At 67.8% G+C, this 12,820-nt stretch carries 14 protein-coding genes; 1 reads left to right on the top strand and 13 read right to left on the bottom strand.

From position 1 onward, the window contains the following. Positions 1–29 precede the first annotated feature (29 nt). The 5 genes from Q0082_RS02030 to Q0082_RS02010 all read right to left on the bottom strand — a co-directional run bounded on the left by Q0082_RS02030 (position 30) and on the right by Q0082_RS02010 (position 4,713). On the bottom strand, positions 30–611 hold the full coding sequence (locus tag Q0082_RS02030) for a MarR family transcriptional regulator (RefSeq protein WP_298189288.1): 582 nt from the start codon (positions 609–611) through the stop codon (positions 30–32). 53 nt (positions 612–664) lie between these two features. Next, positions 665–1,234 (bottom strand): twin-arginine translocation pathway signal protein, encoded by a 570-nt coding sequence (locus tag Q0082_RS02025; RefSeq protein ID WP_298189285.1) that lies wholly within the window; start codon positions 1,232–1,234, stop codon positions 665–667. Between the two features lie 70 nt (positions 1,235–1,304). Then, positions 1,305–2,768 (bottom strand): oligosaccharide flippase family protein, encoded by a 1,464-nt coding sequence (locus Q0082_RS02020; protein ID WP_298189283.1) that lies wholly within the window; start codon positions 2,766–2,768, stop codon positions 1,305–1,307. Further along, positions 2,765–3,838 carry a glycosyltransferase family 1 protein gene (locus Q0082_RS02015; RefSeq protein ID WP_298189357.1) on the bottom strand — a complete coding sequence of 358 codons (1,074 nt, stop codon included), beginning with the start codon at positions 3,836–3,838 and terminating at the stop codon, positions 2,765–2,767. The genes Q0082_RS02020 and Q0082_RS02015 overlap by 4 nt, the downstream gene beginning before the upstream one ends. Positions 3,839–3,843: 5 nt before the next feature. Further along, positions 3,844–4,713 carry a glycosyltransferase family 2 protein gene (locus Q0082_RS02010; protein WP_298189280.1) on the bottom strand — a complete coding sequence of 290 codons (870 nt, stop codon included), beginning with the start codon at positions 4,711–4,713 and terminating at the stop codon, positions 3,844–3,846. A gap of 178 nt (positions 4,714–4,891) precedes the next feature. Here Q0082_RS02010 and Q0082_RS02005 point away from each other — a divergent pair, with 178 nt between their 5' ends. After that, a complete protein-coding gene (locus tag Q0082_RS02005; protein WP_298189277.1) occupies positions 4,892–6,223 on the top strand; it encodes a glycosyltransferase family 1 protein in 1,332 nt (443 codons plus the stop codon). On the opposite strand, the gene Q0082_RS02000 is transcribed toward Q0082_RS02005, so the two are convergent. The 8 genes from Q0082_RS02000 to rplQ all read right to left on the bottom strand — a co-directional run bounded on the left by Q0082_RS02000 (position 6,136) and on the right by rplQ (position 12,742). Continuing rightward, the gene (locus tag Q0082_RS02000) at positions 6,136–6,870 is read right to left on the bottom strand and encodes a sugar transferase (RefSeq protein WP_366522478.1); all 735 of its coding nucleotides are present in this window, start codon (positions 6,868–6,870) and stop codon (positions 6,136–6,138) included. The two genes, Q0082_RS02005 and Q0082_RS02000, sit on opposite strands and share 88 nt — an antisense overlap. A 211-nt stretch (positions 6,871–7,081) precedes the next feature. Next, the gene (locus tag Q0082_RS01995) at positions 7,082–7,387 is read right to left on the bottom strand and encodes a hypothetical protein (RefSeq protein ID WP_298189274.1); all 306 of its coding nucleotides are present in this window, start codon (positions 7,385–7,387) and stop codon (positions 7,082–7,084) included. Positions 7,388–7,521: 134 nt separating this feature from the next. Beyond that, positions 7,522–8,340, bottom strand: coding sequence for an NUDIX hydrolase (locus Q0082_RS01990; RefSeq protein WP_298189271.1), 819 nt, complete (start codon positions 8,338–8,340; stop codon positions 7,522–7,524). A gap of 420 nt (positions 8,341–8,760) precedes the next feature. After that, a complete protein-coding gene (gene grxD, locus Q0082_RS01985; protein ID WP_298189268.1) occupies positions 8,761–9,084 on the bottom strand; it encodes a Grx4 family monothiol glutaredoxin in 324 nt (107 codons plus the stop codon). A 50-nt stretch (positions 9,085–9,134) separates the two neighbouring features. Then, the gene (locus tag Q0082_RS01980; protein ID WP_298189266.1) at positions 9,135–9,368 is read right to left on the bottom strand and encodes a BolA family transcriptional regulator; all 234 of its coding nucleotides are present in this window, start codon (positions 9,366–9,368) and stop codon (positions 9,135–9,137) included. Beyond that, positions 9,368–9,691, bottom strand: coding sequence for a DUF1476 domain-containing protein (locus Q0082_RS01975; protein WP_298189264.1), 324 nt, complete (start codon positions 9,689–9,691; stop codon positions 9,368–9,370). The genes Q0082_RS01980 and Q0082_RS01975 overlap by 1 nt, the downstream gene beginning before the upstream one ends. A 110-nt stretch (positions 9,692–9,801) precedes the next feature. After that, positions 9,802–12,048 carry a prolyl oligopeptidase family serine peptidase gene (locus Q0082_RS01970; protein ID WP_298189261.1) on the bottom strand — a complete coding sequence of 749 codons (2,247 nt, stop codon included), beginning with the start codon at positions 12,046–12,048 and terminating at the stop codon, positions 9,802–9,804. Between the two features lie 268 nt (positions 12,049–12,316). After that, on the bottom strand, positions 12,317–12,742 hold the full coding sequence (gene rplQ / locus Q0082_RS01965) for a 50S ribosomal protein L17 (protein ID WP_298189259.1): 426 nt from the start codon (positions 12,740–12,742) through the stop codon (positions 12,317–12,319). Positions 12,743–12,820: the final 78 nt, after the last annotated feature.

Here is a 12,820-nt window from a genome sequence, read left to right as displayed (position 1 = left end):
GAGAGAAATTGAGATTCAAAAAAAGGGGGTCAGTCCCCCTCGCCCTGCGAACGGCCGCGCCGGGTGACGAACTTGAGGAGGCTGACCACCCGCGATCCCATGCGGATCAGCGTCATGATCTGCGCCGGGGGCACATCGAGCATCTGCTGGTACCAGCGATCGACCGTGCCGACGAAATCGTTCATCGCGACAAGGCGGCTGCGCACCTTGGGGCTGATACGCGGATCATCGATGCCTTCCATCGCGGCATGGATCGCCGCGACCATCGGATCGATCTCGCGCGCCTTGCGGCCTTGCGCGACCTTGGTGGCCATCTGCCAGAGATCGGTTTCCGCCTCGAAATGATCACGCCGATCACCCAGCACGGGCACGCGGTGGATAAGCTTCCAGGCGAGCAGTTCCTTGAGGCTGTTCGAGACGTTGGAGCGCGCCATGCCGAGCTTATCAGCGATATCTTCCGCGGTGAGCGGGCGTTCGGACAGGAACAACAGCGCCTGAATCTGCGCGACCGAGCGGTTCACCCCCCACTGCGAGCCCATATCGCCCCAGCGCAGGACGAACTGCTCGACGGCTTCGGGAAGCTTGTTCGACTCAGCAGTTGTTTCTGTCATGACAGAAATATCTGATCTGCTCGGGATAAAGTCAAGGGAGCGATCGAGGCACGCTACTTCGGTTTGGTCAGCGCATCCCAGGTGGCCCAATCGATATCGCGGCCAGGCCAGGCGACTTTCCGGAACGGCCACTTGGCGGCGACCCACTGGTGGGCCCAGACTTCGAGCTGCTTGTCGAAGCCGGCATCGTATTCGGCCTTGGTGACCCAGAGGCGGACCACCGCATCGTAGCCGGGGACGGTGCTTGGCGCGACGTAGATGCAGCCGCGCTCGCGCTTGCCGTCCGGCGTAAGCACCGAATAGGCGAAGCTTTCGCGGGCGGCGAAGCGGCCGGCCTCGGTCTGCATGTCGAGCAGGGCATCGGCATCGCTGATGCCGGCGTGGGGCCAGTCCTTGCTGCGCGTGAAGGTCTGCTGGAGATGCTCGACCGAGGACATATAGGCATCGAAATCGATCTTCACGAGATCCGGGCCGAGGGGCCTCAGCACGAAATCGGGGCCTTCGGCAGTGATGGGGACGGCAAAGGTGGGTGCGACGAGCGTGGGGGCCACGTTCTCGGTCGCCATCGCGGCGGCAGGCATGGCGGCAAGCAGCAAGGCTGCGGCAATTGTGATGCGCTTCATCGGTGGCGGTCCCCTTTTTGCAGGTGCGAAGGTTCCACGACTGCGCGCGAGGGGCAAGCAGGATTTGGGGCTAGGCCGGGCTCGGTCTTTCAGAGAGGAGCGCGGCGGCGCGGCGCAGCGCGGGGATCACGGGCCAGGCGGCGAGGAGCCAGCCGGCGGCGGCGCAGGCAAGCGGGAGGGCGAGCGCGACGAGCGGGGCTGAGGCGCCGAACGCGCGGTCTGCCGCAAGGGCAGCGCCGAATGCTCCGACGAGCGGGAGGAGGACAAGGCGAGCGGCTTCGGCAAGGCCGGGCCGGTCCCGATGCTGAAGGGCGGTGAGCGCCAGCGCGGTCGCGGCGAGCAGGGCGACGCATGTGGCGGCGAGCGCGGCGCCGAACGCGCCATAAGGAGCGGCGAGCACGGTGAGCCCGGCAGTGGCGATGGCCGCGACGGTCTGCACGGCGAGGACCTTGCCCTGCCGGTCCGTGACGACGAGTTCGGCGGTGGCGACTGCGGCAACGAGCGCGGCCATGCGCGCGATGCAGAACACCGCGACGACGGGGGCGGCGGCGCTCCATGCAGGGCCGAGCGCGAGCGGGACAATGCGGTGCGCGAAGAGCGCAAGCAGCGCGAGCGCGGGCCAGCCGATGACCGCGAACAAGGCGCCAAGGCGGGGCCAGGCGCCGGGGCGGCCCTCCCCTTCCCCGCGCGCACGGTCGGCCGCGAGGCTGGTGAGCGCGAGCATGCCGGCGGGCTGGACGAACATGTCTGCCAGCGCGGTGACCATGCGGTTGGCGGCGCGGTAGAGCCCGGAAGCGGCGGGGGACAGCACCACGCCGAGAACAAGATCGCCGCTGTAGTTGGCGAGGAACGTGACGAAAACCGAGCCGAAACGGCTGGCGGACCAGCGCAGCACTTCAGCCACCAGCGCGCGCGGCGGGGCGGCGAGCGCGAGTGGTGGACCGAGCGCGCCGAGCGCAAGCGCCATCAGGAGGGTGCGCACGTAGATCTGCATCACGAGCGCCCAAAGGCCCCAGCCGGCAGCGAGCAGGGCAATCGCGGCAAGGCCGGTGCCGACTTCGGCAAACACGGTGATCGCGTAGTAACGCCGGACGGCGCCGCTGCGCAGCATGAGCGATTCGGCAAAAGCGGCCAGCGCACCGAGCAGCACCGATGGCGCGAGCGCGAGGATGACCGGGGCGACGCCGCCGCCCCTGAACACGAAGGGCGCGGCGAGCCCGAGCGCGACCAGCAGCGCAATCCAGCCAGCCGCGACAACCAGTGTGGCGGCAAGGCAGGCGCCAGCGCCCTGCGGCTGCGAGGCATCGTGCGGGAGCTTGAGCAAGTACTCGAACGGGCCGGTGTAGAGCATCGTCCGCGCGAGCATGACGAGGGCTCCGGCGATGGCAAACACGCCGAAATCGGCCGGAGCAAGGTGGCGAGTGGCCACCAGCGTGACCGCCACCATCGCAAGCTGGCCGCTGACGCGTGCGGCCATGGCGATGACCGCCGTGCCGCCCCCTGCGCGGGCGAAGCGGGCAATGCGCGCCCTCACGTGCGTTGCGCCAGATCACGCAGGGCGGCGAGCAGATCGCGGCCGGCGCGCGCCCAGGTGTAGCGAGCGGCGCGGGCACGGCCGGCAGCGATGAGCGCATCGCGCGGCAGATCGGCGAGCGCGGCGCGCCAGGCGGCAGGATCATCGGGGTCCGCGTAGCGGGCGGCGTCTCCGCACACTTCGGGCACCGCGCCGCAAGGGGCGGCGATGACCGGGCAGCCGCAGAGCATGGCCTCAACCGGCGGCAGACCGAATCCTTCGGTGCGAGACGGGAACAGCAGCGCCTCGGCGCCGGCATAGAGCGCGCGCAGGGCGGCATCGTCGCACGGGCCGGCGAACACGGCGTCGGCCGGCGGGGCCAGGCCGGCGGCTTCAAGCGCAGCGCGCGGCGGGCCGACGATGACGAGCCGCAAGGGGGCAAGGGCGCCATCGGCAAATGCGGCGAAGACAACGGCGTTGTTCTTGTAGGCCTTCGGGCTGCCGAACATCAGCGCGTAGGTGCGCGGGGCAAGGCCCAGGCGGGTGAGCGCCGCGCGATCGGGCTCTGCCTCAAGGATGTGATCGGCGCCGTTGTGGAGCACTTCTGCCGCGGCCTTGCCGGTAACGCCGCCGCGCGCGAGTTCGCCCGCCGAGAAGGCCGAGACGGTGAGCACGCGCGCACTCGACCGGGCCATCAGCGGGGTAAGCAGGCGGTAGCCCAGGCGCTGGCGCCAGGGATAGGAGCTGTCCGCCCGGAGGAACTGCGCATCGTGCAGCATGGTGAGCTTGGGACGGTGCGCGATCGGCGCGAGATTGGCGAGATTGACAAGGAGCCCGCCCGCCGCGAGCCGGGGCAGGCGCAGCTGCTCCCAGCCCTGCGAGGCGGGGCGATCATCCTCGATCAGCTGGATCGCCGTGAGCTTCGGGCCATCGGCGCAGCCCCTGGGCACGATCAGCGCGCAAGGGGGATCATCGGGCGCGGGGGAGCTTGCCAGCAATTCATCGACTTCGGCGATCAGCCGCGCGGCGACGCGGTGAACCCCGTTCAGCCCACCGGCGCGGAACTTTCCATTGAAGACGACGCGCCGCATCGGCTTCACATATGCTCGATCTTGCGCGGATCGATCCGGCCGAGCGCGAGATCGGCCAGCGCGCGCAGGTTTCCGGCAAGGCGGCCGGCGCGATCGATATGCGGTTCGGGGAACGGGGTACGCAGCAGGTTGGCAGCAAGGTTCTGCAAGAACAGGCGCTGGGCGAGCCAGCGCGGGATAGTGCCCTTGCGCAGTAGATAGACGATATTGGCGACCTGCGAATAGCCGAGTCGCCGCCCGGAGGTGCGCCCGCCGCGTACGCCGAGATGGACGCCGGTGACGAGCCCGCTGGAAATGAGCCGCCCGCGCCGGGCGAGCTGCATGGTGAGATCGATATCCTCCTGCCAGCCATAGAGCGGCAGCGCCTCATCAAAGCGCAGGCCCTGCATGTGCGCCATGCGCAGCGCCATGTTGCAGCCATAGAGCGCCTCACGCGGGATGATCGCGGGATCGAGCCCCGGCGCATCGCGCGCGATCAGCGCGAGGGCCTGGTCGGCGGTGAAGCCGCCATGGCGCACGCCATCGGCCACAAGGTTGCCGGTGATCCCGGCTATCCCCGGATCGGAGACAAACAGCTTCTCGATCGCGGCGAGGTAATCGGGCGCCATGACGAAATCATCATCGAGAAACAGGACGACATCGGCCCGCCCATCGAGCAGATCGAGCGCGCGGTTGCGCTGGCGGCAAAGCCCCTTGGGCGAGAGCGCAAGCTCTGGCCGCACCGCGCTTTCGCCCGCAGTGCCGAAGTCTTCTTCGGACGGGGCGACAACCAGCACGCCATCGGGCGGGCGCGTCTGCCGGGCGATCAGATCGATGGTTTCGCGCAGGAGCGCCGACCGGCCGATCGTGGCAATGGCGATATGGATACGCAGCATGGACCCCTTGCCCCCGAACTTCGCGCCGCTCCATCCCGAGCGACGAGGACGGTTTAGCCCGCGCAGCCGCCCGCGCCCACGAAGGTTGTCTCCGATCCCGACCCGTTATCGTGCGCATGAGGCGCGGGCACGGTGATAGAACCGGCAGCATCCCCACAGCAGGAAGCCCGCTCCGCGCATGAACCAGCCCCATCCCCGCCACCCCGAGGTCGTCATCAACGGGCGCTTCCTGATGCAGCCGGTGACAGGCGTGCAGCGCGTGGCGCGCGAACTGACCCGCGCGCTGGACCGACTGGTGGCCGAAGAGGGGCTGCCGGTTGCGCTGCGGATTGTGTGCGAGCCCGAGGCACAGCTCGATGATCTGGGCTTGCGCGTCACCACGGTGGAGCGAGCGGCGAGCCGGTGGAGCGAGCGGATCGGCTGGCATCTGGGCGGCCATGCGTGGGAGCAGCTGGTCCTGCCCGGCCGGGTGCGCGGGGGGCATCTGCTGTGCCTTGGCAACACCGCGCCGTTTGCCTCGCTGCACCGGCCCGAAGGCGCACGGCAGGGCGTGACGGTAATGATCCACGACCTTTCGTACCGGCAGTTTCCGGAAGCCTACCGCCTGCATTACCGGCTGGGGCACCGCTTCATGCTGCCTTCGCTGCTGCGCCGGGCGGCAACGATCCTCACCGTTTCGGAGCGGGAGAAGGCCATGCTGGCGGCATTGCGGCCCGAAGCGCGCGGACGCATCCGCGTGGCGCAGAACGGCGGCTGGAGCGCGGGCGCGGTGCCGGGCGAGCCCCCGCTGGCGAGCGATGGGGCGCCGGAGCCGGGCTACATGCTGTTTGTCGGCTCACTTTCACGCCGCAAGAACATCCACGGCGTACTGGCGGTAGCCGTGCGGCTGGCCCGCGAGGATGGGCTGCGCACGCTGATCGTCGGCGGGGGCAGCGATATCCTCTCGCCGATCGCGGGGGAGATTCCGGCGGATGTCGCGCATCTTGTGCGCTTCACCGGGCCAGTGACCGAGCTCGAGGCGCTGGGCCGGCTTTACCGCGATGCCGGGTGCCTGCTGTTCCCCTCGTTCTACGAGGCAAGCCCCCTGCCGCCGATCGAGGCCTTGCATTTCGGCTGTCCGGTGGTGGTTTCTGCCATTCCGGCGATGACTGAACGCTGCGGGACGGCGGCGGTCTATTGCGATCCACACGATGTGGACGACATGGTGGGCGCGGTGCGGCGCGTGCTGGCCGATCCTGCCCCGCTCGCCGCAAAAGGCCGGCTTCATGCCGCGCACTGGACCTGGCGCGATCAGGCGATGCGCGTGCTCGATGCGGTGCTCGCAGGGACTTCGGTGAACGCCCATGAAAATGCCCGCCGGAGCGCTGCGGGCGATCCGGCGGGCGATAGTGCAGGAAGCGGCTTCCTGCCGGGAGAGACGGTTCAGCAGGCCCCCTGGCCGCGCAGCACCGAGGGCACGGTGAGCAGCAGGATCGCAAGATTGAGCGCCAGCGAGCGCGAACGGGCATAAGCCAGATCGAAGGCCACGCGGCGGCGATAGCTCGTCTGATCCTGCCGCATTACCTGCCATAGCCCGGTAATCCCGGGCTTGAGGCTGCAATAGACCGGAAAGTGGCGGCCATAGCGCGTGGCTTCCGCCGCGGTGATCGGACGCGGGCCGACGAGGCTCATCTCGCCGCGCAGCACGTTGACGAGCTGCGGCAGTTCATCGAGGCAGCTGCGGCGCAGGAAACGGCCCAGCGGCGTGATCCGGGGATCATTGCGCAGCTTGTGCGTTTCCGTCCATTCGGCGCGGGCCTCTGCATCGCTTTCGAGAAGGCGGGCGAGGCGCACATCGGCATCGACCGTCATCGAGCGGAACTTGAGGCAGTGGAACGGACGCCCGCCATGCCCCAGCCGCTTGTGCGCGAAGAGCAGCGGGCCGGGATCGAGCAGCTTGATGGCCAACGCCACCGCAAGAAGCACCGGCGCCAGCAGCACGAGCGCGGCCCCGGCAACGACGATATCGAGCAGACGAATGGCCCGTGCTTGTCGCCCTGCAGGCGCAGCAGGGCTCTGCCGCAGCGCGGGCTTGGGCGGCAGTAGCTCGGCCGGCAGGGGTTGGTGCTGGAGCGGCACGGCTGCGAGCACGCGCGGCGGTGGAAGAGGACGCGCCACCGGAGCGAACGCGGATACGGCAGATTCGGATGCCCAGGGTTCGGCCTGGACTGGCATAAGGCTGTTCACTGCTCAGGTCTCCTTCGAGGCCCGCACGCCGGAGTGGGGGCGGCAGTGAGGTCATGATGCAGTGCGGCGCAGCGCTGGTCAGGCGCGGATGCCCCCGGGACGGTTGGATAAGGTTAACGCAAGGTGCTTGACGCGCGGAGCTTCAGAGGAAGCGACTGGCGCCCCAAAGGATGCCAGCCCAGAGCAGCACGGAGGCGCCAAGCGGGAAGCCGAGGCGGAACCAGCCAGGGTAGAGCGGTTCGGCTTGAGGGGCCGCCGGGGTGGTAAGATGCACCAGTCCGGCCTGCAACTTGTGCACCGGCGAAGGCGCAGGAACCGCCAGATCATCGGCAAGTCGGGCAGTTGGCGCCGCTGATGGGGTCGATTCGCGACGGCCTGGCGCAGCCGCAGGCGACGCCGCCAAACGGGCGGAGACGGCGCTTTCAGGGCGCGGCTTGGCAGCGGGCATGGGATACCTCCGCGCGCTAGACTAGCGCCCGACGGTGAAGCGAGGATTGCCCGAATCTATGTATTTTTACTTAAGTATATGCACTGCAACGAAAAATCTATTGCAGTGCACAATCACCTCCATCTCGGAGCAGTCTACGCCCGGTCGGCCTCGGAGAGTGGTTCACCATCGACCGGGTAGCCCGCATTAGGGGGAATCACGAGCCAGCGCGCACCCTCGCGCACCTCGATCCGCGGGGTGACGGTGACGATGGGCGTGGCCAGAGCATGATCGCGCGCTGCATCGAAATGGCTGAATTGCGCCAGTCGTTCGAGATTCCGGCGGGTCGGGAAGATGATTCTGATCGCCTTCTCGTCAGCCAGGCGCAGGGCCTCCGCCGCGCTGGCCCAGAACAAGTGGCGATTCTCTGTCGTATCGGCGGTGACTTCGACCGCGCCGGTGCCAAGGTTCGCGAGATAGAACCGCGTATCGAACACGCGCATGTTGCGGTGCCGTGGCCACCACCGCGCAAACGGTACAAGGGCATCGAAATCGAGCTCCCAGGCAAAGGCCTCGAGCACATCGGCGAGGCGCCCAGTATCGAGCAGCAGGCGGCGGGCGGCAGCGGCCCGCTCCGCATCGATCGCACCGACAAGACCGACGGCAAGGCCGGTTTCCTCCAGCGTCTCGCGCACCGCAGTGATCCGGCCCGCCGCATCGGCGGGATCGAGCGCAATGCCGCTGCGCGCCATGAACGCTTCGGCAAGCTCGTGGTCGGCGGGATCGACCTTCCCGCCGGGAAAGACGGTGGCCCCGCCGGCAAAGGCAAGGCTGCCCGAACGTTCGACCATCAGGATCTGCGGCGGGCCTCCGGCGGGCCCGGCGTCGGGTGCATGGCGGAACACCACAAGCGTGGCGGCCGGGGTGGCGGGGGCAGCATCCGCGTGTTCGCCCATGTCATCGAGATCGTCCATCAGCGGACCATGCTACACCCTGCCAGTGCTTGCCAAGCGCTACGGCATGGCTTTGCCGGGCTTCTTCTCCAAAGTGACAGGACCCTGTCGGCAAACTTTACAGAGCACTGGTTGGCAGCATCGGCTGCAAGGGTCTGATTGCCGACTTTTTGGCGCGATTGGGCATTTGGCACGACCCCTGCATAGTACCTGTCGTCCTGAGAGTGTCTTCCCAGAGGCGGAACCGTTCCCCCCGGTCTCCCGGTTCCGCCTCTCCAGGCCCCACCGCCTGACAAGCCCCGCGCGCGGATCCACCCCCCACCCGCGCGCGGGGCCGGACGGCCCCACCCCCACCCGGCTCCCGAAACGCAAAACGCGGCCCCGCTTGTGGCGGAGCCGCGCTTTTGAGTGTGTTGAGGTGCTGAGATCAGGCCAGCAGGATCAAGCCTGCACCACCTTCGCATCGACCATGAGCTGGTGGAGCTCGCCGGCCTGATACATCTCCATCATGATGTCCGAACCGCCGACGAATTCGCCCTTCACATAAAGCTGCGGGATCGTCGGCCAATCGGAGAACGACTTGATGCCCTGGCGGATCTCCATGTCCTGCAGCACATCGACCGAGGCATATTCGACGCCGAGATGATCGAGGATGGCAACCGCCTTGCTCGAGAAGCCACACTGCGGAAACAGCGGGGTACCCTTCATGAACAGGACGACGTCGTTGGTGCCGACGATTTCTGCGATGCGTTCGTTGGTGGACATGGCTTTTTCCGGGTCTTTCGTGGCTGGTAGCAGCGCGAGCTGAATGACAATCAGGTGGGGACGTCGGTGGTCACTTGCAAGGCGTGGAGCACCCCGCCCATGCGCTCACCCAGCGCGCCATAGACGGCCTTGTGCCGCGCGACGCGGCTGAGGCCGGCAAACGACGGTGCGACGACATGAGCGGCATAGTGATCGCCATCGCCGGCAAGATCGGTGATCGTAACGTCTGCATCGGGAATCGCGGCGCGGATCAGCGCCTCGATCTCGGCCGCCGGCATCGGCATCAGGCTTCGCCCGTGATCTGGCGGCGCGCTTCGATCGCCTGCTCGGCGAGGGCGGCGCGGATCTCGGATTCGTCGATTTCGACCTTGGCCATGGTCAGATCGCCGAGCAGCTTGCGCACGACATCCTCGTCGCCGGCTTCCTCGAACTCGGCCTGCACGACGGCGCGGGCATAGGCCTCGGTCTCGGCAGCATCGAGACCCATGCGCTGGGCCGCCCAGTGGCCGAGCAGCTTGTTGCGGCGGGCCTGGATGCGGAACAGGGTGTCTTCATCGTGCGCGAACTTGGCTTCCTCGGCGCGTTCACGGTCCTGGAACGAGGTCATGTCGGGTCTTTCCTGTGGCTTGCGCCCGCTGTGCCAGCGAACTGCTTCACCTGCGAGGGATAGTGGCGCGCGCGGATCGCTGCAAGGGCGTGGCGCGTGAAATCGGCGCGCTATTCAATCGCAAGGCCGGTCCACTTGGCAAGGAAGGCGAGCACGTCGGCCCCGCTGGCGATAACCTTGTCGACCGGCTTGCCGGGACCGTGCCCCGCCTGCGCTTCGACCCGCAGCAGATGCGGCCGGCTGCCGAGGTCGGCGGCCTGCAGCGCAGCGACGTACTTGAAGCTGTGCGCGGGAACGACGCGGTCGTCGGTATCGGCAGTCGTGACGAGGATCGCGGGATAGTCCGCGCGGGGACGGATGTTGTGATAGGGCGAATAAGCCCTGAGCACGCGCCAATCCGCCTCACGCGAGGGGCTGCCATAATCATCGACCCAGAAGCGGCCCGAGGTGAACCGGTCGAAGCGCAGCATGTCCATCACGCCGACATCGGGATTGGCCGCGGCAAAGAGATCGGGGCGCTGGTTGATCACCGCCGCGACCAGCATGCCGCCGTTGGAGCCGCCCTGAATGGCAAGGCCGCCCTTCACGGCGATGCCTTCCTTGATCAGGTATTCGCCCGCCGCGATGAAATCATCAAAGCTGTTCTGCTTGTTGGCGAGCCGGCCGGCATCGTACCAGGCGCGGCCGAATTCCCCGCCGCCGCGGATATTGGCAAGCGCGAAGACGCCGCCCGCCTCGAGCCAAGCCATGCGCACTGCCGAATAGCCGGGAGTGAGCGCCACATCAAAGCCGCCGTAGCCATAGAGCAAGGTGGGCGCGGCGCGGCCAGCGGCGGCGAGACTGCGCTTGCGCACGACGTACATCGGCACTTTCGTCCCGTCCTTCGAGGGGAAGCTGCGCTGCTCGACCACATAGTCATCCGGATTGAACGGCAGCTGCGGGACGGCGAACGGCGTCGCCGCACCAGTGCGGGCATCGAGCCGGAAGATCGCGGGTGGCTGGTTGAAGCTGGAGAACTGGTAGAACGTCTCCGGATCGCCGGGCCGGCCACCGAAGCCGCTGGCCGAGCCGATCTCGCCCACAGTGATGGCGCGCTTCGGGTTGCCCTTGAGATCGGTGACGACCGCATAGCTGGAGCCGTGCTGGAGATAGGAGAGGATCAGCCGGTTGCCGACGATGCGCCCGGCGTCGAGCGTATCGGCCTTCTCGCCGATCACGTCGCTGATCGTGAAGCCGCGCTTTCCGCCGGACGCGAGATCGATGCGGACGAGGCGGTAATGCGGTGCGCCGGCATTGGTGATGAACCACAAGCGGTCGCCCACGCCTTCGACGAATTTCCAGTCGTCGGTCATCGCCGGTGCGATGGCGACCGGGGTCCAATCGCGCAGCCGGTCGCGGCTGAGCGGAATGACCTGCACCGTGCGGCGCGGCAGCGTGCTGGCGGAGGACAGGATGACGGCCCAGCGGCCATCCGAAGAGACCGTGACCCGGTGGTTCCAGTCGCGATGCTCGGGCGTGGCGAAGACGCGGATATCGGCGCTCTGCGGCGTGCCGATGCGGTGGAACCAGATCGCCTTGTCGAACAGCTGCGCGCGGTAGGCCTCGCCCGCAGGCGGCTCGGGATAGCGGGCGTAGAGGAAACCGGCATCGCCAACCCAGCCGATCGCGGTATCGTTGGCCCATTCGAGCCGGTCTTCGAGCATCTTGCCCGACGCGACATCGACGACACGGATCGTGCGCCAATCGCTGCCATCGCGCTGCTGGGTGAGCGCGAGGAGATGGCCACCCGGCGAGGGCACCCAGGCATCGAGCGTGCGCAGGCCGCCCTCGGCATCGGCTTCCCAGCGATTGGGATCGACAAGCACGCGGCCCTCACCCGTCAGGCCCTCGCGCACCTGCAGCACGGCCTGGTTCTGCAGGCCGCTGTTGCGCGTGTAGAAGTAGCGGCCGCCCGCCTTGCGGGGCAGGCTGAAGCGTTCGTAGGCGAACAGGCTGCGGATCTTGCCCAGCAGCGCATCGCGGCCGGGTAGCTGCGCAAGATAGGCCGAGCTTGCCGCGTTCTGCTGCGAGACCCACGAGGCGACCTCGGGGCTTGAACGGACATCGGCCTCGAGCCAGCGGTAGGGATCAGCGAGGTCTTCGCCGAACTGGCGCTCGATCAGGGAATCGCGGCGGGTGGGCGGATAGTGCGGGGCGGAGAAGACGGTGATGCCGGCGCGGTCCGGGCTCCGCTCGGTGGCGGAGGGCTGCACGCTGTCGCTGCCGGAATAGGTCGAAGGGCCGCGAACCGGCGCCACCAGCGCCTCGGCCTCGTCACGGGCCATGACCCCCGGCGCCGGCAGCAGGAGTGCCAGCACCAGGACCGCCCTTCCAGTCCTTCCCGCGATTTTCATGCTTTTATGGGAGTGGTTTAGCACCACTGGGGGGCAGTGGGCGAGAGCGAAATTGCGCTTAGTCGGACGCAAGGGATTGGCAGGGTTTCGGGCGGATTTGGGGGTATCTTGGGCTGGCGGCAGGCGTTGTGCGGTGCGGTTCCACCAAAGGCGGATGCAGTAACAACCGGTAAACGAAAAGGGCGGGACCTTGCGGCCCCGCCCAGTCAGTCCCTTTCGGGATCCGGCAGCCTCAGGCCGCTTCGTATTCGTCTTCGTCCGCGGTCATGACCGGGCCGGAATCGAGGCCCTTGGCGCTGGTGTCGCGGTCGACCAGCTCGATCACGGCCATCGGCGCAGCGTCCGAGGCGCGGTAACCGGCCTTGATGATGCGGGTGTAGCCACCGGCACGGCCGGCATAGCGCTCAGCCAGCACGTCGAACAGCTTAACCAGCTGCGCATCGTCCAGCAGGCGGGCGTGTGCGAGGCGGCGGTTCGAAAGGCCGCCATGCTTGCCCAGCGTGATCAGCTTTTCGATGTAGGGGCGCAGTTCACGTGCCTTGGGCAGCGTGGTGGTGATCTGCTCGTGCTTGATAAGCGCGGCCGCCATGTTGCGCATCAGCGCGCGGCGGTGCGAGGATGTACGACCCAGCTTGCGCTGGCCCAGCTTGTGACGCATCGGTCTTCTCCGTTCGTTAGGGGCCCGTATCAGGTAGCCCGTACCAGGCGGCTGTCAGGGTCGCCGCCAAGAACCCGT

The organism is Novosphingobium sp. (assembly GCF_027489515.1).
GTDB lineage: Bacteria > Pseudomonadota > Alphaproteobacteria > Sphingomonadales > Sphingomonadaceae > Novosphingobium.
The sequence above is the reverse complement of the archived record's forward strand: the minus strand, read 5'-3'. Positions and strand labels throughout refer to the sequence as shown.

What these genes read in the sequence shown, in the direction of transcription:
- Q0082_RS02010 (WP_298189280.1), bottom strand. Translation starts at nt 4,713, where the DNA reads ATGCTGCGTATCCATATCGCCATTGCCACGATCGGCCGGTCGGCGCTC.
- Q0082_RS01990 (WP_298189271.1), bottom strand. Translation starts at nt 8,340, where the DNA reads ATGGACGATCTCGATGACATGGGCGAACACGCGGATGCTGCCCCCGCC.
- Q0082_RS01995 (WP_298189274.1), bottom strand. Translation starts at nt 7,387, where the DNA reads ATGCCCGCTGCCAAGCCGCGCCCTGAAAGCGCCGTCTCCGCCCGTTTG.
- Q0082_RS02025 (WP_298189285.1), bottom strand. Translation starts at nt 1,234, where the DNA reads ATGAAGCGCATCACAATTGCCGCAGCCTTGCTGCTTGCCGCCATGCCT.
- Q0082_RS02015 (WP_298189357.1), bottom strand. Translation starts at nt 3,838, where the DNA reads ATGCGGCGCGTCGTCTTCAATGGAAAGTTCCGCGCCGGTGGGCTGAAC.
- Q0082_RS02005 (WP_298189277.1), top strand. Translation starts at nt 4,892, where the DNA reads ATGAACCAGCCCCATCCCCGCCACCCCGAGGTCGTCATCAACGGGCGC.
- grxD (WP_298189268.1), bottom strand. Translation starts at nt 9,084, where the DNA reads ATGTCCACCAACGAACGCATCGCAGAAATCGTCGGCACCAACGACGTC.
- rplQ (WP_298189259.1), bottom strand. Translation starts at nt 12,742, where the DNA reads ATGCGTCACAAGCTGGGCCAGCGCAAGCTGGGTCGTACATCCTCGCAC.
- Q0082_RS02030 (WP_298189288.1), bottom strand. Translation starts at nt 611, where the DNA reads ATGACAGAAACAACTGCTGAGTCGAACAAGCTTCCCGAAGCCGTCGAG.
- Q0082_RS01975 (WP_298189264.1), bottom strand. Translation starts at nt 9,691, where the DNA reads ATGACCTCGTTCCAGGACCGTGAACGCGCCGAGGAAGCCAAGTTCGCG.
- Q0082_RS01980 (WP_298189266.1), bottom strand. Translation starts at nt 9,368, where the DNA reads ATGCCGATGCCGGCGGCCGAGATCGAGGCGCTGATCCGCGCCGCGATT.